A 19,930-nucleotide genomic window follows, 5' to 3' on the forward strand; every position below is an offset into this window, starting at 1 on the left:
ATCGTGCCGGCTCGCGCCGCCATCTCGGTTCGCCCCCACTCGGTCATTCGGTCCGCGCGGACCGTATCGCGTTCGGGTCGATGCCCGATCAATCACCGATTGCCACGCTTTTCCCCCGTATGACGCAGGCTTTGCGCAGGTGGTTCAGCAGAACATGGGGCTCCGCGGCGGCGGGATGGGCGTCGGCGGGGCCGGGAGCGCGTGCTGGGTGACGGGGGTGACGGCGCTCTCGCCGTAGAGGCGCTTGGTGGTGCGCTGGACCCGCCCGGGGGCCAGGTCGACGCCGGAGGCGGTGGCGTGCTGGCCGAAGACGTCGGTGACCTTGATGGTGAACGGGCCCTCGCCGGGGGAGTGCTCGAAGACCCAGTAGTTGTCGCCGCCGCGCCGCAGGTCGCGCCAGTGCGCGCCATCCCTGATCCTGACCGTGCGCAGCGGGTTGCCGTGGTCGAGGACCTGGACGGCCAGCCAGTAGATCGAGGAGCCCGCCTTGACCCGGAACGCCAGCGGCCTGGCGACCTCCGGGTTGCGCACCCGGTCGTAGACGACCCGGGCCACCCCCTGCTCCGGCTCGGCGATCTTCGAGAACGCCGGGCGGCTCAGGTCGAGATCACCTTTCCGGCATTTCGTGCACTGGTCGACGACCTGGACCCGGACCGTGCCGCGTGGCCCGGTGACGTCCAGATAGCCGCCGCAGGCCGCGGAACCCGCGTACTCACCGGCCGCCACCGAGACGAACAGCCGCCCGGACGCCGGCAGCGAGCAGTTGCCCGGCCCGGTCACCGGATCGTAGAAGTAGGCCCGCCCGTTCTCCGTGTCCGCGCACGCCGCCGTCCAGGTGACCGGTACGGCGACCGCCACCGCCAGCACCGCGGCGCCCGCCAACCCGATTCGCCGCCGGCTCCGGCGTTTCGCATGCCTCGGAATCCCCTCCACACCGTGTACATAGCGAAATCAAGTGATTACGTTACGTGGATCTATAGCGCGCCGACTCCAGCAGCCACTCGGCGTGCGCCCGCGGACCGGCCAGCAGGCAGGCGGCCACCGGCGCCACGTCCGCCGACACCCGCAGTTCGGCGCACATCCCCGGCAGCGCGATCGCCGCGTCCCGCAGGTCCTCCGCGCGCTCCGCGATCCGGTCGGCCACCCACCAGGCGGGGTCGGGCACGCCGATCCGCTCGGCCGCCACCCGTACGTAGTTGTGCGGGTCGCCCTGCTCCTTGCCCAGCGACGCGATGTCGTTGCACCAGGCGATCATGTCCAGCGACGCCTCCACCAGGGTCCGCCACGGCGGCGAGGTGTGCAGCCGGCCCGGCACGTCGATCCGCAGGCACGCCTCCAGCAGGTCGGTGATGAAGCCGCAGAAGGCGTGCCGGCGCAGCGCCGGATACTCGCCCGCCGTCGGCACCCGCCCGTACGCCCGGTTGACGGCCTGCACCCGGCACGCGTCCGCCTGGAGCTCCAGCCGGTTGGTGAAGCGGCGCGACCAGGCCGGGCTCATCCCCGGGGCCGTCGACCGCCACAGGTCCGCGAACGCGGCGATGAGCGGCTCGGCGGAGCCGTGGCCCGTGCGCATGGTCTCCCGCAGCCGGGCCAGCATCCGGTCCAGGACCCGGCCGTCCCGGCTCCCTGTCCCCTCGTCGCACCAGTCGTCGAACGCGAAAGCCCAGGTCAGCCAGCGGGCCAGCAGACTTCCCTCGGGCAGCAGGCGGGCCGCCAGGCGGTGGAATCCGGCGTCGGTCGGCAGGCCGTACGGGGCGGCCCAGGCGCGGAGCGCGCTCCCGTCACCCGGCCGGGACGAACTCGTCAACGGCGGGAACAGCTCGGCAAGCGGGACAAGAATGGCCGCAGTGGACGGTATGCGCAGCTCAGCGCTCATGTGATCCCACGCTAGGACAATATTCACGCGTTGTCCGCGAGGCGCGACGGAGAGTCCGCACCACGCCCCCGTAACGCATGTGAAACACAGAAAGGGCACACTGGTAGATGCCCAGAGATGTCCATTCCGTGAGGTAGCGCCTTGGACCGCCAGCAGGAATTCGTCCTCCGCACGCTAGAAGAGCGCGATATACGGTTCATCCGACTGTGGTTTACGGACGTCCTTGGCTTCCTCAAATCCGTCGCGATCGCCCCCGCCGAGCTCGAAGGCGCCTTCGCCGAGGGGATCGGCTTCGACGGCTCCGCCATCGAAGGCTTCTCCCGTGTCTACGAGTCGGACATGCTCGCCAAGCCCGACCCGTCCACCTTCCAGATCCTGCCCTGGCGCAGCGAGACGCCCGGCGCGGCCCGGATGTTCTGCGACATCCTCATGCCGGACGGCTCGCCGTCCCACGCCGACCCGCGCTGGGTGCTCAAACGCGCCCTCGCCAAGTGCGCGGACATGGGGTTCACCTTCTACACCCACCCGGAGATCGAGTTCTTCCTGCTCAGGGAGAAGCCGGAGAAGGGCGTCCGCCCCCAGCCGATCGACGAGGGCGGCTACTTCGACCACACCCCGCACAGCGCCGGCCACGACTTCCGCCGCAACGCGATCATGATGCTGGAGTCGATGGGCATCTCCGTCGAGTTCAGCCACCACGAGGGCGCCCCCGGCCAGCAGGAGATCGACCTCCGCTACGCCGACGCGCTCAGCACCGCCGACAACATCATGACGTTCCGGCTGGTCATGAAGGAGGTCGCGCTGGAGCAGGGCGTCTGGGCCTCGTTCATGCCCAAGCCGTTCACCGAGTACCCCGGCTCCGGCATGCACACCCACATGTCGCTGTTCGAGGGCGACCGCAACGCCTTCTACGAGCCCGGCTCCGACTACCAGCTCTCCAAGATCGGCCGCTCCTTCATCGGCGGCCTGCTCAAGCACGCCGCCGAGATCACCGCGGTGTGCAACCAGTGGGTCAACTCCTACAAGCGACTGTGGGGCGGCGCGGAGGCGATCGCGGGCGCGGGCGGCGAAGCCCCCTCCTACATCTGCTGGGGCCACAACAACCGGTCCGCGCTGGTCCGGGTTCCCATGTACAAACCGCACAAGGGCGGCTCGACCCGGATCGAGTTCCGCTCCCTCGACTCGGCCTGCAACCCGTACCTGGCCTACGCCCTCATCCTCGCCGCCGGCCTGCGCGGCATCGAGCAGGGGTACGAGATGCCCCCCGGCGCCGAGGACGACGTCTGGGCCCTCACCAGCGGCGAACGCCGAGCCCTCGGTATCCAGCCACTCCCGCAGTCCCTCGACGAGGCCATCAGCGTGATGGAACACAGCGAACTCGCCGCGGAGACCCTGGGCGAACACGTCTTCGACTTCTTCCTCCGCAACAAGCGGGCGGAGTGGAGCGAGTACCGCCGCCAGGTCACCGAGTTCGAACTGGGCCGCTACCTGCCGGTCCTGTAACGGCACGTCAAAGGCTGGGCCGGCGGTTGCGAACCGCCGGCCCGGTTCGTTATTCGGGCCAGGCGGAGTTCAGGATGACTTCGACGAAGTCGGTGTGGCGGAAGCCGGGGACGAAGTGTTCGAGGACGTCGGCGTTCATGGTGCCGAACGTGGTGTCGGGGCGGTCCTTGAAGCCGTCGGTGAAGGCGCGGAGGATCTGGCGTTTGAAGTCGGGGCGCGGGTGCGCGGTGACGACGGCCGCGATGTCGTGCTCGGCCAGTTCGGCGTAGTCCAGGCCCAGTACGTCGGTTTCCACGCCGGCCGTCACGAGTGCCACCTCGGGCTCCAGCCGGTAGGGGACTTCCGGGGTCGTGTGCAGGGCGATGGCCTCCCAGACCTTGCGTACGTCGGTCTCGGGGACGTTGTGGGAGGTGAGGAAGCGGCGGGCCGCGTCGGCTCCGTCGAGTTCGAAACGCTGGTCGGTGCTTCGGTGGCCCTCGATCAGTCCCAGGTCGTGGAACATCGCGCCCACGTAGAGCAACTCGGCGTCGGCCTTCAGGCCGAGCCGCCTGCCCTGCAACGAGCCGAAGAGGTAGACCCGCCGCGAATGGTGGTACAGCAGCGGAGGCGCGGTTTCCCGGATGAACTCGGTGGTCTCCCGGGCCAGCGCCGTGTCAGGGATGGTGATGCCGGCGATCATCTCGGACATGAGGGTTACCCCTCCTTGGACGTATGAGAAACGCTCTGACCAGATCACCCTCTCAAGCTGCGACATGAGCCTGCCAGGTCACCTGGCCATACTTTCCGCAACCGTGTACGTCGTTGACCGTCCGACGTGCCCCCGCATAACGTCGCGGGGCACGGTCCTGGCACAGAAGGCGGTCTGATGAGTCTTAGGCGAAAGAAGCGGCAAATCGCGAGCAGCGAATCGGACGGCGACGACGCGGGGACAGGTCAGGCTCAGGACACGGGTGCGAAGCGCCCGGCGACCGGACCGCCGGAAGGTTCGGTCGAGGCGCCGCTCAAGAAGGTCAAGCGTGTGCCGAACGTGGTCGGCCAGGCGCTCGCGGGTCAGTCTTCGTCTTCGGAGTCGGATGACGACGTCGAACTGAGTGAGGCGGCCTGGACCGAGGTTCAGGGCTGTTTCCTGATCAAGGACCTGGTGCGGGTGAGTGCCGACAGCGGAGCTCCGCTCGCGCAGGCGTTGCGCAAGCTGGGGACGAGCAGCATATTCAACGACCTTCGCCGCAGTGTCAGCGAGAATTCTCCGCAGCCCGGCGAATGGCTGGCCCTCATCGACGCGGACGCGCGGCAGGAGGCGGAAGATTGCGTCATACCCCTGGGCGCGCACGGGAAGATGAAGGCCGCGGTCCAGGGCGGCTCGAACATCTTGATGATCGACTGTACGGGCATGGACGCCGTGTCCACGAACTACAACGCGTTTCTGCACACGATCAACGTCGCCGGTGTGCTAAAGGGAAATCCGGAATATCTGGCCCCACCAGCCGACTATTTCGTGTACTTCAGGAGGGCCCTGTTCGAACTGTGCAACGCCACAGCCGGCAGCAAGCTCCGGAACATCTACCAGCAGGCCACCGCCGGTGACCTCGACTGCCTCAACTTCGTCCTCAGCATCGAGATCGTGGAGTGCGCTTCTGAAGACATGTTCATCGGCCTCTGGCAAAAGGTGATGGCCGACGAAGAATGTTGCACCGTCCTGACGGCCGACGGACCGAAGAGACTGAAAGCCCCCCGGTCCGGATACAGCGGAGCGGGGTTGACGGGTGACCTCCAGAACCGGATCAAGGATCAGTGGAAAGCAAAACACATCGAATATTACATCAATATTTGGGTGGCCAATTACAGAGCCGCCTACATAAAGAAGAACAAGGTGTCCTTCGACGCGCTCATGGCGTGGGCCGCGAATGGCAGAGCCAAGCCCAATTTCAATCTGTCCGGCGTCGTCATGAACCTCACCGGCCAGGCTCTCACCGGATCGTTCACGTTCTACGAGGACTACTTCAAGCAGGCCGGCATCAGGAAGAAGCTGCAGGCGGGTCTGTAGGCCGACCTGGACCGTAGCTGAACCACATGAGGGGTGCTTACGTTTCTGGGGCATGAGATACAGATTGACGCTGCTTCTGGCGGTGTTTGCCCTGGCTACGGCCTGTGGGGGAGCGGACTCGGATACGACTGCGGCCATGGCCGAGGAAGGGCCCGCGAAGGTTGTCGCGCTGTGGGGGGCCGAGGGCGGGTTCGTGACGCCGACCACGAACACGCTCCGGCCGCCGCGGGTGGTGGTGTACGGCGACGGGCAGGTGATCGCGGACGCGGTCAAGACCTTCAAGCTCACCGAGGCGCAGGTGGGCGAGACGGTCGCGGCGATGGAGAAACTCCTGGCGGGGCAGCCGCCGACCGCGACGCCCAAGCCGGACGCGCCGATGGTGACGGACGTGCCCACGACCGTCCTGGCCGTCCGGGCGAAGGACGGGCGGCTGCTGGAGGTCCGGGTGCCGGCCCTGGACCAGGTCGCGGCCTACTACCCGAAGGAACTGCCGGAGGCGAAGAAGCTGATGGAAGGGCTCGCCACCCGGGCCACCGCGGAGGGCACGGACTACGTCGCCACCCGGGCGCGCATGGTCGCCGAGACCGCGCCGGACCCGCAGGGCACGGTGTCGGCCTGGCCGGCGGGGGTGCCGGAGCCGTCAGGGACGGTGGATCCGGTCTGGAAGAAGGACCTCGACGAGGCCGCGACGACCGCGATCGTGAAGGCGGTCCCGGCCGGCGGCGAGAACCGGCAGGCGCTCTTCAAGACCGCCTCGGGGGCGACTTTCGTGGTGTCGTGGCGATACCTGCTGCCCGACGAGTGATGGCTCACCCTGACCAGGCGGTCCAGCCGAGGTAGCCGAGCAGTGTCCCTGCCCCCAAGGACAGGATGATCGTGACGGTGAAGATGAGGCGGCGGGCCACCGTGTAGCTGATGGGGGGCCGGTCAGAGGGGCGGGTCCCGGGCCGCCAGGGGTGCTGCGGGCGCATGGGTTTGGGCGCGCCCGTGGCCGGGCGCAGGCCGATCAGCCAGGTGAGCAGGGCCAGGATGCCGGCGGGGTCGGGCGGGAGTCCGGAGAGGAAGTACCGGACTTTCGCCCCGGAGGCGGTCAGAGCGCGGGTGAGGTTGCCCATCCCCATGGTGGCCAGCCAGCTCGCCGGGTCGGCCGCCGCGCCCTCGCCGTTGGTGGTCTGCCGGAGCAGGTCGGCTTTGCTGACCACGACCGCGATCCGGCGCTGCCGCCCGCCGTCCGCGCGTCCGGCCAGTTCGTTGCGGACCCGGTGGACTGTGTCGGCCGGGTCCTCCCGCGCCAGGGCCAGGCCGTTGGCGGCCAGGAGGTTCCGGTCGGCGCTGACCAGGCTGTCCTGGACGGCGGGCAACGCGAACGGATCAACCAGGATGAGCAGCGCTTCGCCGTGTGCGAGGTAACTCATCGCCTCCACCGCGCTCGCACCCGTGTAATGCTCACCGGACGGATCGAACAGATACAGGATGCGGCTGCCCTCACGCGGCAGCGTCACGTCGAGCATGACCGCCTTCGGCAGCTGCGTCCCCGTCTTGATCATGTTCCCGGTGGCGAGCTGCCGTTTGAGCTGGTGGAAGGTGAGCTCGTCGCCCTCGTCGACGAACTCGGTCCTGACCCCGGGCCCGCTGGTCAGCAGCGCGTCCACCGCCAGCGCCATGAAGGTGGTCTTCCCGGCGTCGGGCCCGCCGACGAACGGCACCGGCTCCACCCGGACCCGGCCGATCCGGCCCGGCAGCAGCCGGTCGCATTCAGGGCAGTGCGCCTGCAAGCGATGGCGGCCGAGCATGATCGTCGTAGGCAGCCTGGCGCCGCACCGGCAGGCGTGCCGGACCGCGCCGTTCAGGTTCGGGGTGAGCGCGCGATGCCGCTCGCCGCAGGCCGGGCAGGCGTACACCGGCAGGGTGATCTTCGCGTAGCAGCCCGGGTACGGGCACGCCTGCAGGATCCGCCGGACCAGCGTGAACACCTGCTCCACGGCGCGCAGCACGGTGACGCAGGCCAGCCAGGCCAGCATGCCGGCCACGACCGTCAGCGCGTACACGCCGATGATCAGCAGGCCGAGGGCGGCCAGCGGGGGTGCGGCGAGCAGCACGCCGGCGCAGACGGCCAGCCAGATCGGGAACAGGAAGAAGCCCTGCACGTCGCCGATGAGGGCGCGGGTGGCGGCGCGGATCGCGTCGGCGGCGGTGGCGGCGATCTGGGGGAGCGCGGTACGGGTGATCGTCCACCAGTCCCGCCAGACCTGGGTGACCAGGTAGTGGCGGTAGGCGGGATCCCGGTCCTGGCGTGGCGGCTCGACGGGGGACCAGCCGTCGGCCAGGTCCGGCAGGAGCACCCGGCCGGCCTGACGGAAGTAGACGCCGACCGCGGCCAGGATGGTGGCGACCAGGGTGAGCGCGAACACGACGGGGAAGGCGAAGACGAACCCGAGCCACATCGCGACGATCCACACCACGACCGCGAAGAACCACATCAGCGGCTGCCCGCGGGCATCAGCCGTCGCCCCGGCCGAAGATGCGGCGGCGTTTCTGGCCGGTCAGCTCGCGCAGCCCGGCGGCGAGTTCGGCGTCCCGCTTGAAGTGGGCTTCGACCGAGCCGAACATCGACCAGTTGCTGACCTGGGAGCGGGCCCACTCGTCCAGCCGGGGGACGATCACCCCGGCCATCCGGAGCCGGATCGCGATCTCCAGCAGGGCGATCTGCTGGTCGCGGTTGCGGTTGGCGGTGAGCCAGGCGTTGACCAGCCAGCGGCGCGCCGGTTCCGTCACGGATTTGACCACGGTGGTGCGGAACCGGGGGTCCTTTCCGGCGAGGGCTTTGGCGGCGGTGGTCCGGGTCATCGGCATCAGGTCGGGGTGGCCCTCCCGGGTGAGCTCGGTCAGGGCGTCGATCGCGCGGGCCGCCTCGACCGGGGTGGGCGCCTCGGCGAGGCGGGCGGCGATCAGGGTGGCCTCGGCGTCGTCGGCGGGGTAGCCGGACAGGCCGTCCCGGACCTTCTCGGCGAGTTTCATCACCTCGGGGCCCTTCAGGCCGCCGGTCAGGAAGGCGCGGGCCGGGAGTTCGCTGAGCTGGGGGGAGGCGTCCATCTCCGGGCCGAGCGCCTCGATCAGGGTGGCGCATTCGGCCGCGGTGGGCTGGGCCTGCCAGAGGGCTTTGAGGGTGTCCTCGCGGTCGGCGGTGAAGCCGAGGAGTTCGATGGTGGCGGTCACCCGGTCGCGGCGTCCGGCGGCGACCTCGCGGCGCAGGACGAGGGCGCCGGTCTGGGGGGCGGGCGTCCAGTCGCGGTCCGCGAGCTGGGCGCTGACCTCGGGGGTGAGGAGGCGGTCGCGTAACTCGGGGGAGGTGTTCTCCAATCCGGTGATAAATCCGGCTATGAGGGTTTCGCGCCAGTCGGAGGGGGTTCGTTCGATGGCCTGGGCCAGGTCGGCGGCGTCGGAGCGGATCACGGTGGTGGCGGCGCGTTCTACGGTTTCGGGGGCCAGGCGCAGGCCGTACACGTCGGCGACCCGGAGCACCGCGACCACCAGCAGCGGAGTGTGGGCCTCGCGGAGGGCGGTGTCGGCCGCCGTCGTCAGTGCCGTCAGGTACGGCGCCCGCATCAGTCGTGCGGGGATCGGCAATTCGGGGTCGCGCATGGCCAGCGCCGCGCAGCGGGCCGCGCACGGGTCGGCGGCCTCGGGCGGGCCGTGTTCGGCGATGGCGGCGGCGAGCGGCCGGTCGAGCAGGCCCGCCCGCCGCCCGAGCGGCCGCCAGGCCCAGTCGGGCAGCCCGTTCTCGACCAGCGTGATGATGGCGGCCTGCTCCTCCGACCCCACCGTGCTGTCCCCCCGGCAGAGCGCGATCAGCGCCGCCGCCGTCTCCGGCTCCGCGTCGCCCAGCTCGCCGAGCGCGTCCAGCCCGTCCAGGTCGGTACGGCGCCAGAACCCGACGGCGGTCGCGGCGAACCGCCCAGTACGCACCGGGGCAGGGGGTTCGTCCAGCCGGATCACACTGGCGTCGATGTCGGAGGGGATCCACACATCCGGCGTGGTCCCGACGATCGTCTGCCGGGCCGCGGCCGGGTCGGCGCTGTAGGTCGCGAACGACAGCCTGGCCGCCGCCGCCCACGGCAGCGAGAACGAGATCACCGCGATCCACCGGACCACGTCCTCGACGTCCTCGGCGACCAGCACCAGCCGCCCGTGCCCCCGGGTGAGAACGCGCCGTACGGCCTCCAGCAGTTCGGCGAGGCGTTCGTAGGAGTCGGGACCGCCGGCCGACAGCCATCCGCTGAGCGCCTCCGGTTCGACGGCCGAGCCCGGCGTGAGCTCGGTCAGCTCGTCGAGCTCCCCGGTGGCGGGACGGTCGGACCAGAACGGCGCGTTCCAGAACTCGATCGGCCGGGAACCGGTCAGGTCGCCGTCCCGCAGGACCAGCGCGTGCCCGAGGAAGTTCCCATAACGTCCGGAGTAGTCCCGCCCCAGGTAGACACACCGCGACAGCAGCCCAGGGTCATACGTCAGCGAAACCGGAAATGTCGCGAGCTGGGTGGGGGTGGGGGCCAGCGGGGCGCTGGGGGGTGGGCGGTAGGTCATGTGCGGAGCGGCACGATCATGCAGCCAGGCGCGGTCAGGCGGGGCATGGTCAGGGGCGGCACGATCATGCGGCCAGGCGCGGTCGGGCAGGGCGTGGTCAGGGGCGGCACGATCATGCGGCAGGGCGCGATCGTGCAGGACAGGGTCATCCGACCGATCCTGCGACGGCCGGTCGTGAAGGTCCGGCTGGTCGTGGGTCTCCGCGACGAACTGGAATCCCGACCTGCCGGTCGGGCCGGCCTCGGCCGATGTGTAGTGGAGCTGCCAGGCCATGCGACTACCCCCGGACTCCGTCGAGCATCTTGAACCGGTAGAGCAACCACAGCAGCGGATCCTCGACCCGGTAGGGCCGGATTCCGCCCGCGCCGACCGACTCGACCTCCGGGACCGCGCCCAGCGCGGAGAGGCCGAACAGCGCGTGGTCGGTGTAGTTCTGCCGCAGGTACCGTCCGACCACCCCGGCCTGCCACTGCTCCAGCAGGGCCAGCACCTGCTCGTGCACGGCCTCCCTGTCGTCCAGATCGAGCGCCCCGGACGGGGTCCTGGCCCGGTGCAGGGCGGACTGCCTGGCCAGCGACGGCTGCAACGCGTCGATCTTGCTCAGCGCGACGGCCACCGGCACCGGCAGCGGCCCGCCGGACTGCCGCATCAGCTCGGTGACCCGGGTGATCACGTTCAGCGGGTCGCTGTCCGGGTCGTCGTCCAGGCCGCCGCTGCGCGCCAGCGCGGTCCCGTTCAGCGCGGCCCGCGCGCCCGGCAGCTCCAGCGGATCCACCAGGAAGATGACCGCGTCGGCCGCCCGCAGGTAGCGCAGGTGCAGTTCGCTGACGTCGCGGCTGCGCAGGTCCTCGCCGGCCGTGTCGAACAGGACCAGGGTGAGCGACTCGGCGCGGGTCCGCAGCCGCCCCCGGATCGTCCGGGTGAGCAGGTAGACGAGCGGGTCCCGGTTGAGGTCGGTGACCGCGGACTGGGTGGCGCGGAGCAGCCGGTGCTCGCCGTACAGGGGGCGGGCGAACTCCTGGCGGTAGCGTTCGATGGTGCGGTCGTCGCACGGGGTCAGCGAGGCGTCCAGTTCGGCGCCGACCCGGTTCATCAGCTCGTGCAGCAGGACCGCGATGTAGGTGCTCTTGCCGGACCCCTTCGCCCCCACCAGCGCCACGATCTTGCCGGGGTTGGCGCAGTACTCGGCCGCCAGCCTGCTGTGACATTCCGGGCAGGCCCGGCGGCTGGTCTCCCGCGCGCACCCCGGGCAGCTGGCCCGCCGCCCCGGCCGCCGCACCGCGAACACCGGCGGCAGCGAGGGGGGAGTCCCGCCGCGATGCCGCCCCAGCACCTCGTCCGCCCGCGCCTCGCACCCTCCCCTGCCACCGGAACACCGGAAGGCGATGCGGTTCTCCGCGACGCGCGCGAAGCAGTACGGGCATGTGATCAAGGTCACCCCATCTTCATGCGACGGACCGGTGGATCGAGCAGCGCGACGTCCCCTTCGGCGAAACACCGCAGCCAGTACGGCTTCGCCTGCCGGGGCGCGGGCAACACCAGCCGGGCCGGCGTGCTGACCCCGGCCCACTCCCCGAGCACCCGCCCGTCCACGCCGGTGAGCGGCTGGATGAGCCCCGGTTTGAGCACCAGCACCAGCCGCGCCACGGTGACCGGCCGGTCGGCGGTCACCTCGACGACCAGGACCCGCTTCCACGGCGGCCCCTCGGTGACCAGGTCATACCGGACCGGTACGGCGGCGGGCAGGTCGACGCGGACGGCCGGGCCGTGCGCCCGCTCGCCCCGCAGCAGCGCACTGGGCACGACCTGGATGGACACCGGCTCGTCCTCGGGCGCGTCCAGCCGGATCCCGCCCTGCGCGCGATAGGCGGCGGCGCTCACCAGCAGCCGCTCCGACGCCCACACGACCTCGACCTCCGGCACGTCGACCGGCCAGTCCAGCCCGACCAGCACGGTCCCGCCGCGCCGCTCGGCGGTGACCGAGGTGGGGGCGGTGAGGTTGACGTGCTCCCGGTACGCGCCGACGGTGGCCAGCTCCCCGGCGATCGTGAGCGCCAGCACGACGCCGGTCTCCGGCCTGATCAGATGCCCTTCGGCGACGGGGGTCGTGGCCAGCACCCTGCCGGTGCCGTGCAGGTCGGCCAGCGGGAGCGTCGTCCCGTACGGCCACGGCGGAGCGCCCTTCAACAGCCGCAGCTCCACGATGCCCGCGGCGGGTTCCGCGCAGGCGACCAGGAGCCGGCCGTGCGGCGCGGGGCCGATGGTCAGTTCGGCGACCGGTTCCGGGCGGGCGTGCGGGGTGGCCGTGCGATGCAGGCCGGGTGTGCTCGCGCCGGCTCCGTCGGGCGTCGGGTAGACGGCGTAGACGAGGTAGTGGTGGCCGACGCCGTTGCGTACCGCGCGGTCGCGGAAGCCGGAGCCGTCCACCGTCACCGGCTGGCCGTCGCGGAGCACCACGACGCCGATCGCCTCGGGCGGGGTGCGCCAGCGGCCGGTCACGACGGCGTCCCCGGCGGTGACGACCAGGTCGCGGGGCTCGGGCCGTACCACGACGGGCGGGGCCGTGACCGGGGCGGTGGTGGCCTCGCCGCGGTGGGCGACCACCGCGTAGCGGAGGGGCACGTTGACGGGGGGCGTGCCGTCGACGATCCGGCCGGTGCCCGGATCGGTCCTGAGCGGGACGCCGTCGCGCAGGATCCGGTAGGCGATCTCGCCCGCCCGGGACGGGGACGGCTGCCAGGTCACCGTGACCGTGTCGTCGCGGGCTTCGGCGTGCACGTCGCGGGCGGGGTGGGGGGCCAGGCGGGCCAGCAGGTCGGCCGCCCCCGGCAGGTCGGGCACCCGGCGCAGCGCGTCGGCCAGCAGGATCCACGCCTCGTCGGGATCGGTGGAGGTCAGCGCCTGGTCGCGGAGGCGGACGGCCGCCGCCAGCCGGGCCGCGATCTCGCCGCCCAGCTCGGTGCTCTCCGGCAGGGTCGCGGCCAGGTCGGCGGCGGCCTGGATCTCGCCCGCGTCCACCAGCTCCCGCAGCCGTGCCCGCGGCCCGCTCGTCCCGCCGCTCTCCTGCCGGACCGCGAACACCAGCCGCCGCGCGTCCCCGGCGTCGAGCCCGAGCTCCTCGACCGTGTACCGCAGCAGCGTCTCGTCACCGGGATGCTCCCGCGCCCGCTCCCGCACCCGCGCCACCAGGTCATACCGGAGCAGCGCGCCCGGATCGGCCACGCCGCGCAACGCGGCCAGCACCGTGTCCGCCGAGATCGTCCACGACCCCCGGGTACGGCGCTGCCAGTCGGCCTCCACCTCCTGAATCCGCGCGACGATATCCCCCGCCGGGGCAAATATCAGGAACTGTTCCTCGCCGAGGACGAATTCCGCCAGATGCCGCTTCCGCAGCGTGTCCAACGCCTCCCGGACCCGGGCGTAACCCGGATAAGGCGCAATGTCGGGAAGCTGATCCGGTTTCCTGAGTTCGATGCCGAGTTCGGCCGCGAGCGCGTCGGCCCGGTCCACCCCGGAAGAACGGGCGATACTCGCCGCCAGCCCCGGCGCCAGCAGCCGCAGCGGCCCCGCCGCGTCGTCCAGCCGCCGGCGCAACTCGGTGACCCGCCGCCGATCCCGCTCCCCGGCCTGCCGCAACGCCGCCAGCAGCGGCCCGGTGTCCCCGTTCGCGGCCGCCTCGAAGATCGGGGCATAACCGGCGTGATCCGACTCCAGCCGGTCAACGAGCTTGCGGAACTTCAGCAACTGCCGCTGGCGACGCCAGCACTGCCGTACCTGCCTGACGGTCTCGGCCACCTCCGCCGGGGTCATGTCCTGCCGGAGCTGGTAGCGCAATCGCAGGTCCTCGGGAGGCGCGCCGGCCTGCCGCGCCGGGTCGAGCACCTCCCGCAGATACCGCCGCTCGTCGAAGGGCATCGCTCAGCTCACCTGGACGCGGGACAGCGCCGCCCGCGACTCCGCCACTTCCTCCTCGGACATGCCGCCGATCTGCACGCTCAGCTCCAGCCGCTCCCCGGTCTCGTTCTCCTTGGCGGTGACATGCAGCAGACCTGAGGCGTCCAGCGAGAAGGTGACCTCGATCGGGTACCCGGCCGGTTTGCCGGGCGGGATCCGCAGATCCCCTTCGGCGATCTTGTTGTTGTCCTCGATGACGTCCGAGGCGACCGCGCCCGCCTGCTCCATCACCTCGATGGCGACCCGGGTCTGGAAGTCGTCCAGGGTGGCGAAGCCCTCGGTGACGTCGGCGGGCAGCGCGTCGTTGGCGTTGACCAGATGGGCCACGTACTCGCGGCGGGTGTTGCTGGCGGTCGCCTTGATGCCGAACGCGCGGGAAGCGACCGTCCGGATGGTCCGCCCGGCGATCTCCTGCCGCTGCCCGTCGGACAGGCCCGCGCGGGCCGCCATCTCCTCGGCCCTGGACTGGTCGGTACGGTCGCCGGAGCTGAGCAGCCGCCGGTAGGTCTCCTCGAACGCGTACAGGGCCGCGCCCTTCGCCACCGCCAGGTCGGGGTCCTGCAGCCGCGGCGTCACGCCGAGCTCCTTGGTGAGCGCCTCGGTCACCGCGGGCATCTTGGCCGAGCCGCCGACCAGCACCAGATGGTCGAAACCGTCCACGCCCTTGCCGCGGGCCGTGTTCAGCGTCTTGCGGGTGATCTCGATCGTCCGGTCCAGCAGGTCCCGGGTGAGCGCCTCGAACTCCTCCCTGCCGATCTCCACCTTGGCCACCCGGCCCTCGTGCATGACCCGGAGCACGTGCCTGGTCCGGGTGCTGAGGGTCTTCTTCAGCTCCTCGGCGTCGCGGCGCAGCTGCTGCTCGGTCTGCTTGTCGTCGAGCGGGTCCGGCACGTCCGGATGCTCCTGGCGGAACCGCTCGGCCAGGTGCTCCACCAGGCGGTCGTCCCAGTCCGCGCCGCCCAGCTCGTGGTCGCCGTCGGTGCAGACCACCTCGATGTCGCCGCCGCTGAGCGCGATCACGGTGGTGTCGAAGGTGCCGCCGCCCAGGTCGTACACGAGGATGCGGGCGTCCTGGCCCGGGTTGAGCACGCCGTAGGTGATCGCGGCGGCGATCGGCTCGGAGATGATGTCGATCACGTTGAGACCGGCGATCCGCCCCGCCTTGCGGGTCGCGTCCCGCTCCGCCGCCCCGAAGTACGCCGGGACCGTGATCACCACGTCGTCGACCGTGACCCCGGTCGCCGTCTTCGCGTCCGCGGCCAGCTTGCGCAGCACGAACGCGGAGATCTCCTCCGGCGTGTACGGCCGGCCGTGCATGGTCCTGGTGACCTCGTGGCCCATGTCACGCTTGATCCGGCTCACCACCAGATCGGGCTCGATGACCGCGCTGTCCTTGGCGGTCTGGCCGACCACCACGTTCTCGGGGGTCTCGAAGAAGACGACCGAGGGGGTGGTGTCGGTGTCCTCCTGGTTGCGGTGCACCGTCGGGCGGCTCACGTCGTCCACGCTGGCGATGCAGGAGTAGGTGGTGCCGAGGTCGATCCCGTGCACAGCCATCAAATGTTCCCCTCGCTGTCCTGAGCGCCGTCCTGAGCACTGTCTGGAGCCTTGCCGATGACCACACCGGCCTTGCGGAGCACCCGATCCTGGTCGGCCAGCCGGAATCCGTCCGAGACCACCGCGGCGACCCGGCCGTCCTCGCCGGGGCCGGTGCCCACCGGGCGGTGCAGGGCCGGGTCGTACTCGTCGCCGGGGGCGACCTCCAGGCGTTCCGCGCCGGTACGGGCGAGCACTTCGGCCACCTCCTCGGCGATCGCCTCCAGCAGCGGGACGACGGGGTCGCCGTCGTGGGCGCTTCTTCTGGTGGCTTCGCGGGTGACCGTGTCGTACAGGCGGTAGAGGCCGGAGCGGACCGGGGTGAGCGCCTCCTGGAGCAGGCCGCGGCGCAGGTCCTGGTTCTCGGCGTGCAGACGGTCGATGATCTGCTCTCGGTGCGCGGCCCGCTCGTGTTCGCGGGCGACCTGCTCGGCGAGGTGTTTCAAGCCGTTCTCTAGATCAACTTCCTGGTCCTGCTCAGGCAGCATGCCGGGTCCTGATCCTTGGGGACACCACGGCGCAAGTGTCAGCAATTTTCCAACGTGGCGCAATATAAATCCGGATTAGTGGCATATAGCGGATAGGTCAATTTTAGTTACCGATGCCTTTGGTGGGAGGGACGACTATAGTTCGCTCTATATTGGGAGGGGCGGAGCGGTGAGTGAAATCGCGGCGCGGGTGGCGCGGCTGCGGGCGGGTCGTGGGGCGGCCGACGAGAGCGTGTGGCGGTGGGAGCTCGCCTGGGCGCTGGTGGATCTGCTCGCCGAGACCGAGGACCTGGAACCGGAGGACGTGCGGGAACTGCTGGAGCACGCCGACTGGATGCTGGCCCGGGATCGGGACGCGGGGGCGCTGCAGCTGGCGGGGCTGGCCCGGTCGGTGTCGTTCGCGCTGACTCAGGATCCGGCGGATGGGGCGCACGCGACCGGGTATCTGGAGGAGGCGCTGACGCTAATTCCCGTGGGGGACGAGGGGCGGGCGGAGCTGCTTTATCAGCTGGCCATCGAATATCTGACGCAGGAGGGGGATCAGCCCGCGCCGGGGCCGCTGGGGCGGATCATCGGGTGCTTGGGGGAGTTGTTCGCGCTTCAGGACGATCCCGAGGTCAGGGGGAGGCTCGGGCTGGCGGTCGGATTCCGGTCGGTGACGGATCCCGCGCACGCGGGGGAGGTCGATCGGGCGGTCGAGTTGATGGAGCCGGCGTATGAGCTGGTGGGGGACAGCGGGCTGCGTGCTGATCTGAGCCGCAGCCTGGCCTGGATGCACGACACCCGTGGCGATCTGGACGCCGCCGCCGAATGGGTGCGGCGGACGCTCACGGAACCTTCGGTGGCGGGCAGTCCGCTGGAGGTCAGGGCGCATCGGTATCTGGGCGAACTGCTCGTGCGCTCGTTCGCGCCGCCGCCCGGTGAGGTCGATCTCGCCGCCGCCGTACGGCTGACGCGGGATCTGCCCGCCAACCTCGGCCGGATCCAGGAGGCGCGGCGGCATCTGTCGCTGGCCGCCGCCGCGAAACCCGGCGATCAGGACGTCGCGGCGCTGCTGTCGATGCTCGCCATCGCCGAGGCCGGGTTCGGCGGCGACCCCGCCGACGCCACGGCGACCGTGCGAGTCATGGCGGACCGGCTGCCGGCCGGCGATCCGCGCCGGGCGCAGATGGTCAGCCTCTCCGCCGCGCTCCAGGAGGAAGCCGACCCCGTCCTGGGAGCCGGCCCCGAACTGGACGCCAGGATCGAGGACCTGAGGAAGGCCGTCGCCGACTTGCCCGAAGGGGACCTGATGCGGCCCTGGCTGCTCAGCCGGCTCGGCGCGGCCCTCGGCCAGCGGGGTGCGGCCTTCGCCGAGAAACGCGACTGCGAGGAGGCCATGGCCCTGCTGGCAACGGCCATCGCCGAGATGCCCGCAGGAAACCCGCTCCGGGCGCGCACCTTCGTTCTGCTGGCCGGGACGGTGCTGACCGCCCTGCGGGTAGATCCGATGGGCGCGGACCTCGACGGCCTGCTCACCGCGATCGAAGCTGACGGTCTCGGTCTCGACACGACCTCCGCGCACGGTCTTTCCACCGTGATCGACGTCGACGATCTCGGCTCCGGGATCGGCACGACCTCCGCGCACGGCCGTTTCGCCACGATCGACGCCGCCTCCACGCACGGCATGCCGGTTGGGAGCGACGTTGACGATCGCGGGGTCGACGCCGCTTCCGTGCACGGCATGCCGGTTGCGAGCGACGTCGACGATCTCGGTCTTGGGATCGATGCCGCTTCCGTGCACGTCGTGTTCGGCAGTGCGTATGTGGCGCGGGCCGCTCGCGACAGCTCCGCCGCAGATTATGACCGGGGCATCACTCACCTGCGGAAGGCCATCGACGCGTATCGCCCTGAGGATCCCCTTCGGGTCCCGCTTCTGTTCATGGCCGCCACGGCCATGGCGGACAGATACGGCGGCACCCGCGACCTCGCCCTCCTGGACGCGGCCGGACACTACCTCGACGAGGTGGACCGCGCGCTGGAGGCGTCCGGAACGCCGGAATACGCACCCGGGACGCTCGATCGGCGGGCGGCCTGGCTGCTGCGCGTCACGGTCTCCTTCAACCAGTACCTCGGCCGCCGGGACCCCGCCACCGCCGCCCGCATGACCGCGGACCTGGAGCGGGTCGCCGCGCTCACCCCGCCGGGCCATCCGGATCTGCCTCTGATCAGCACACTTCGCGCGTGGGCCCACGGCATCCTCAGCTTGAACAGCGGCGACCCCCGGGCCATGGCGGGCGCCCTCGACCAGCTGATGGCCGCCGCCTCCGGAGCCGGATCCGACCCGCTTCACGGCAGAGCCCTGCGCGGCCAAGCCGGACTCGCGGCCGTCCTGAAAGGCCTGACCGCAGGAGATCGTGGCCTGCTCGACCAGGGCATCCAAACCCTCACAGAAGTCGTCGCCGCTCCGGACGCCTACCTGGGCGAGACCGGGACGCATCGGTACGTGCTGGGCAGCGCGCTCATCCAGCGCTCCCGTGTGGGAGGCCAGCGAGGGGACCTGGATCAGGGCATCGCCCACCTGGAAGCGGTCATCCGAGACCGCAGAACCGGCCCGCTGGAAGGCGTCTATCCGATCCTGCTGGTCGACCTCGCGCAGGCGTATCGCCTCAAAGGCGACCCCCGCGCCGTCGACACCGGCCTGCGCGCGCTCCGCGAACGCCTCGCCGACGTCCTCCTGCAGACCGGCGCGGAACGCGGCCTCGCCACCGCCAAAGCCGTCCGCGACGACGCACTGGAAACCGTGCACTGGGCCCTCGCCGACGGCTGGCCGGAAGCGGCGGTCGAAGCCCTCGAACTCGGCCGGGCCATGATCCTGCGCGCCGCGACCGCCGGCGACGCGCTGCCCGGCGTGCTTCGCGCCCACGGGCACGGCGAACTGGCCGACGAGTGGCAGAACCACCTGGCCACCGAGCAGGTCGCCGCGCCCTGGGAGATGGCCGCGGTCGAAGTCGGACCCGAAGGCCGGATCCGGACGCCCGGCCTGATGATCCCCGGCGACCTGCGTCATCGGGTACTCGCCGCGATCGAGGACACCTCCCTGGCGGAACTGCTCACCCCACCCGGTCCCGCGGAGATCGCCCAGACCCTCCGTGAGGCCGGCCGGGACGCTTTCGTCTACCTGCTCCCACGCAGCGAGTTCGGGCCAGGCCGGGCGCTGAGCGTGCTCGCGGACGGGAAGGTGACGACGACCGTCCTGCCGCAGCTCGACGCGGCTCGCAACGGCCGGGTCGACCGGTATCAGCGGGCCCAGAATGAGCTGGTCAGCGCGGTCGATCGGGAACGAGATGAGCTGGTCAGCGCGGTCGGCAGGGAACGTGATGAGCCGGACAGCACGGTCAGCCGGGCGCAGGATGAGCCGGTCAGCACGGTCGACCGGGAGCGGCGTGGGCCGGTCAGCGCTGTCTCGCGGAATGAGCGGGGTCGCGCCCTCGCGCGGAATGAGCTGGGCCGCGCGGCCGAGTTGGCGAAGCTCAGGTGGCGGCATGCGCTGGACGAGGTCTGCGACTGGGCGGGGGAGGTCGCGATGACGTCGATCCTCGAAGAGATCGAAGCTGACGAGCCGTCCATTGTGTTAGTCCCGGGGGGAACCCTTGGGATCGTGCCCTGGCATGCGGCGCGGGTTCCGGCAGAAGAGTCGCTGGATCCAGGGGCTCCCGGAGCACCGGGGCGCGTTGCGCGGGTCAGTGCGGGGTTGCGTGGGGATGGGCGGGTTTATGCCTGTCAGCGGGCGATGGTTTCCTATGCCGCGTCGGGTCGGCAGTTCGTGGCTGCGGCAGGGCGGCCGGTGGTGGGGGCGGGGCGGGATGTGGTGCTGGTTTCCGGGCCGGATCTTGCGTGGGCTGGGTG

At 70.9% G+C, this 19,930-nt stretch carries 13 protein-coding genes; 4 read left to right on the forward strand and 9 right to left on the reverse strand.

Annotated elements, in window-relative coordinates; all coding sequences use genetic code 11:
• Positions 1 to 144 precede the first annotated feature (144 nt).
• On the reverse strand, positions 145 to 882 hold the full coding sequence (locus Acor_RS29280) for an expansin EXLX1 family cellulose-binding protein (RefSeq protein WP_170317126.1): 738 nt from the start codon (positions 880 to 882) through the stop codon (positions 145 to 147).
• Positions 883 to 964: 82 nt separating this feature from the next.
• On the reverse strand, positions 965 to 1,876 hold the full coding sequence (locus Acor_RS29285) for a terpene synthase family protein (protein ID WP_155339991.1): 912 nt from the start codon (positions 1,874 to 1,876) through the stop codon (positions 965 to 967).
• A 141-nt stretch (positions 1,877 to 2,017) separates the two neighbouring features.
• Between Acor_RS29285 and glnA the strand changes: the two genes are divergently transcribed.
• Positions 2,018 to 3,379 carry a type I glutamate--ammonia ligase gene (gene glnA, locus Acor_RS29290; protein WP_155339992.1) on the forward strand — a complete coding sequence of 454 codons (1,362 nt, stop codon included), beginning with the start codon at positions 2,018 to 2,020 and terminating at the stop codon, positions 3,377 to 3,379.
• A gap of 49 nt (positions 3,380 to 3,428) precedes the next feature.
• Here glnA and Acor_RS29295 read toward each other — a convergent pair whose 3' ends face one another.
• Positions 3,429 to 4,067, reverse strand: coding sequence for an HD domain-containing protein (locus Acor_RS29295; RefSeq protein WP_155339993.1), 639 nt, complete (start codon positions 4,065 to 4,067; stop codon positions 3,429 to 3,431).
• Between the two features lie 177 nt (positions 4,068 to 4,244).
• Here Acor_RS29295 and Acor_RS29300 point away from each other — a divergent pair, with 177 nt between their 5' ends.
• Both Acor_RS29300 and Acor_RS29305 read left to right on the forward strand, forming a co-directional pair.
• Complete coding sequence (locus Acor_RS29300) at positions 4,245 to 5,423, forward strand: hypothetical protein (protein WP_155339994.1); 1,179 nt, start codon at positions 4,245 to 4,247, stop codon at positions 5,421 to 5,423.
• Positions 5,424 to 5,559: 136 nt separating this feature from the next.
• Positions 5,560 to 6,228, forward strand: coding sequence for a hypothetical protein (locus Acor_RS29305; protein WP_155339995.1), 669 nt, complete (start codon positions 5,560 to 5,562; stop codon positions 6,226 to 6,228).
• Positions 6,229 to 6,232: 4 nt separating this feature from the next.
• Here Acor_RS29305 and Acor_RS29310 read toward each other — a convergent pair whose 3' ends face one another.
• The 6 genes from Acor_RS29310 to grpE are packed head-to-tail and all read right to left on the reverse strand — an operon-like array spanning position 6,233 to position 16,042.
• Positions 6,233 to 7,903: a TRAFAC clade GTPase domain-containing protein gene (locus Acor_RS29310; RefSeq protein ID WP_155339996.1), complete on the reverse strand. Its 1,671-nt coding sequence runs from the start codon at positions 7,901 to 7,903 to the stop codon at positions 6,233 to 6,235.
• A 19-nt stretch (positions 7,904 to 7,922) separates the two neighbouring features.
• The gene (locus tag Acor_RS29315) at positions 7,923 to 10,277 is read right to left on the reverse strand and encodes a GAP1-N2 domain-containing protein (RefSeq protein WP_155339997.1); all 2,355 of its coding nucleotides are present in this window, start codon (positions 10,275 to 10,277) and stop codon (positions 7,923 to 7,925) included.
• 4 nt (positions 10,278 to 10,281) lie between these two features.
• Positions 10,282 to 11,442 (reverse strand): TRAFAC clade GTPase domain-containing protein, encoded by a 1,161-nt coding sequence (locus tag Acor_RS29320; RefSeq protein WP_155339998.1) that lies wholly within the window; start codon positions 11,440 to 11,442, stop codon positions 10,282 to 10,284.
• Entirely contained in the window at positions 11,439 to 13,919 is a 2,481-nt protein-coding gene (locus Acor_RS29325) for a SaeA-related protein (RefSeq protein ID WP_155339999.1), read from the reverse strand. The genes Acor_RS29320 and Acor_RS29325 overlap by 4 nt, the downstream gene beginning before the upstream one ends.
• Positions 13,920 to 13,922: 3 nt before the next feature.
• Positions 13,923 to 15,515: an Hsp70 family protein gene (locus Acor_RS29330; RefSeq protein WP_155340000.1), complete on the reverse strand. Its 1,593-nt coding sequence runs from the start codon at positions 15,513 to 15,515 to the stop codon at positions 13,923 to 13,925.
• A complete protein-coding gene (grpE, locus tag Acor_RS29335) occupies positions 15,515 to 16,042 on the reverse strand; it encodes a nucleotide exchange factor GrpE (protein WP_155340001.1) in 528 nt (175 codons plus the stop codon). The genes Acor_RS29330 and grpE overlap by 1 nt, the downstream gene beginning before the upstream one ends.
• A 169-nt stretch (positions 16,043 to 16,211) precedes the next feature.
• Between grpE and Acor_RS29340 the strand changes: the two genes are divergently transcribed.
• The coding region (locus Acor_RS29340; RefSeq protein WP_218034547.1) for a hypothetical protein at positions 16,212 to 19,930 on the forward strand (3,719 nt) is incomplete at its 3' end.

The organism is Acrocarpospora corrugata (genome assembly GCF_009687845.1).
Classification (GTDB): domain Bacteria; phylum Actinomycetota; class Actinomycetes; order Streptosporangiales; family Streptosporangiaceae; genus Acrocarpospora; species Acrocarpospora corrugata.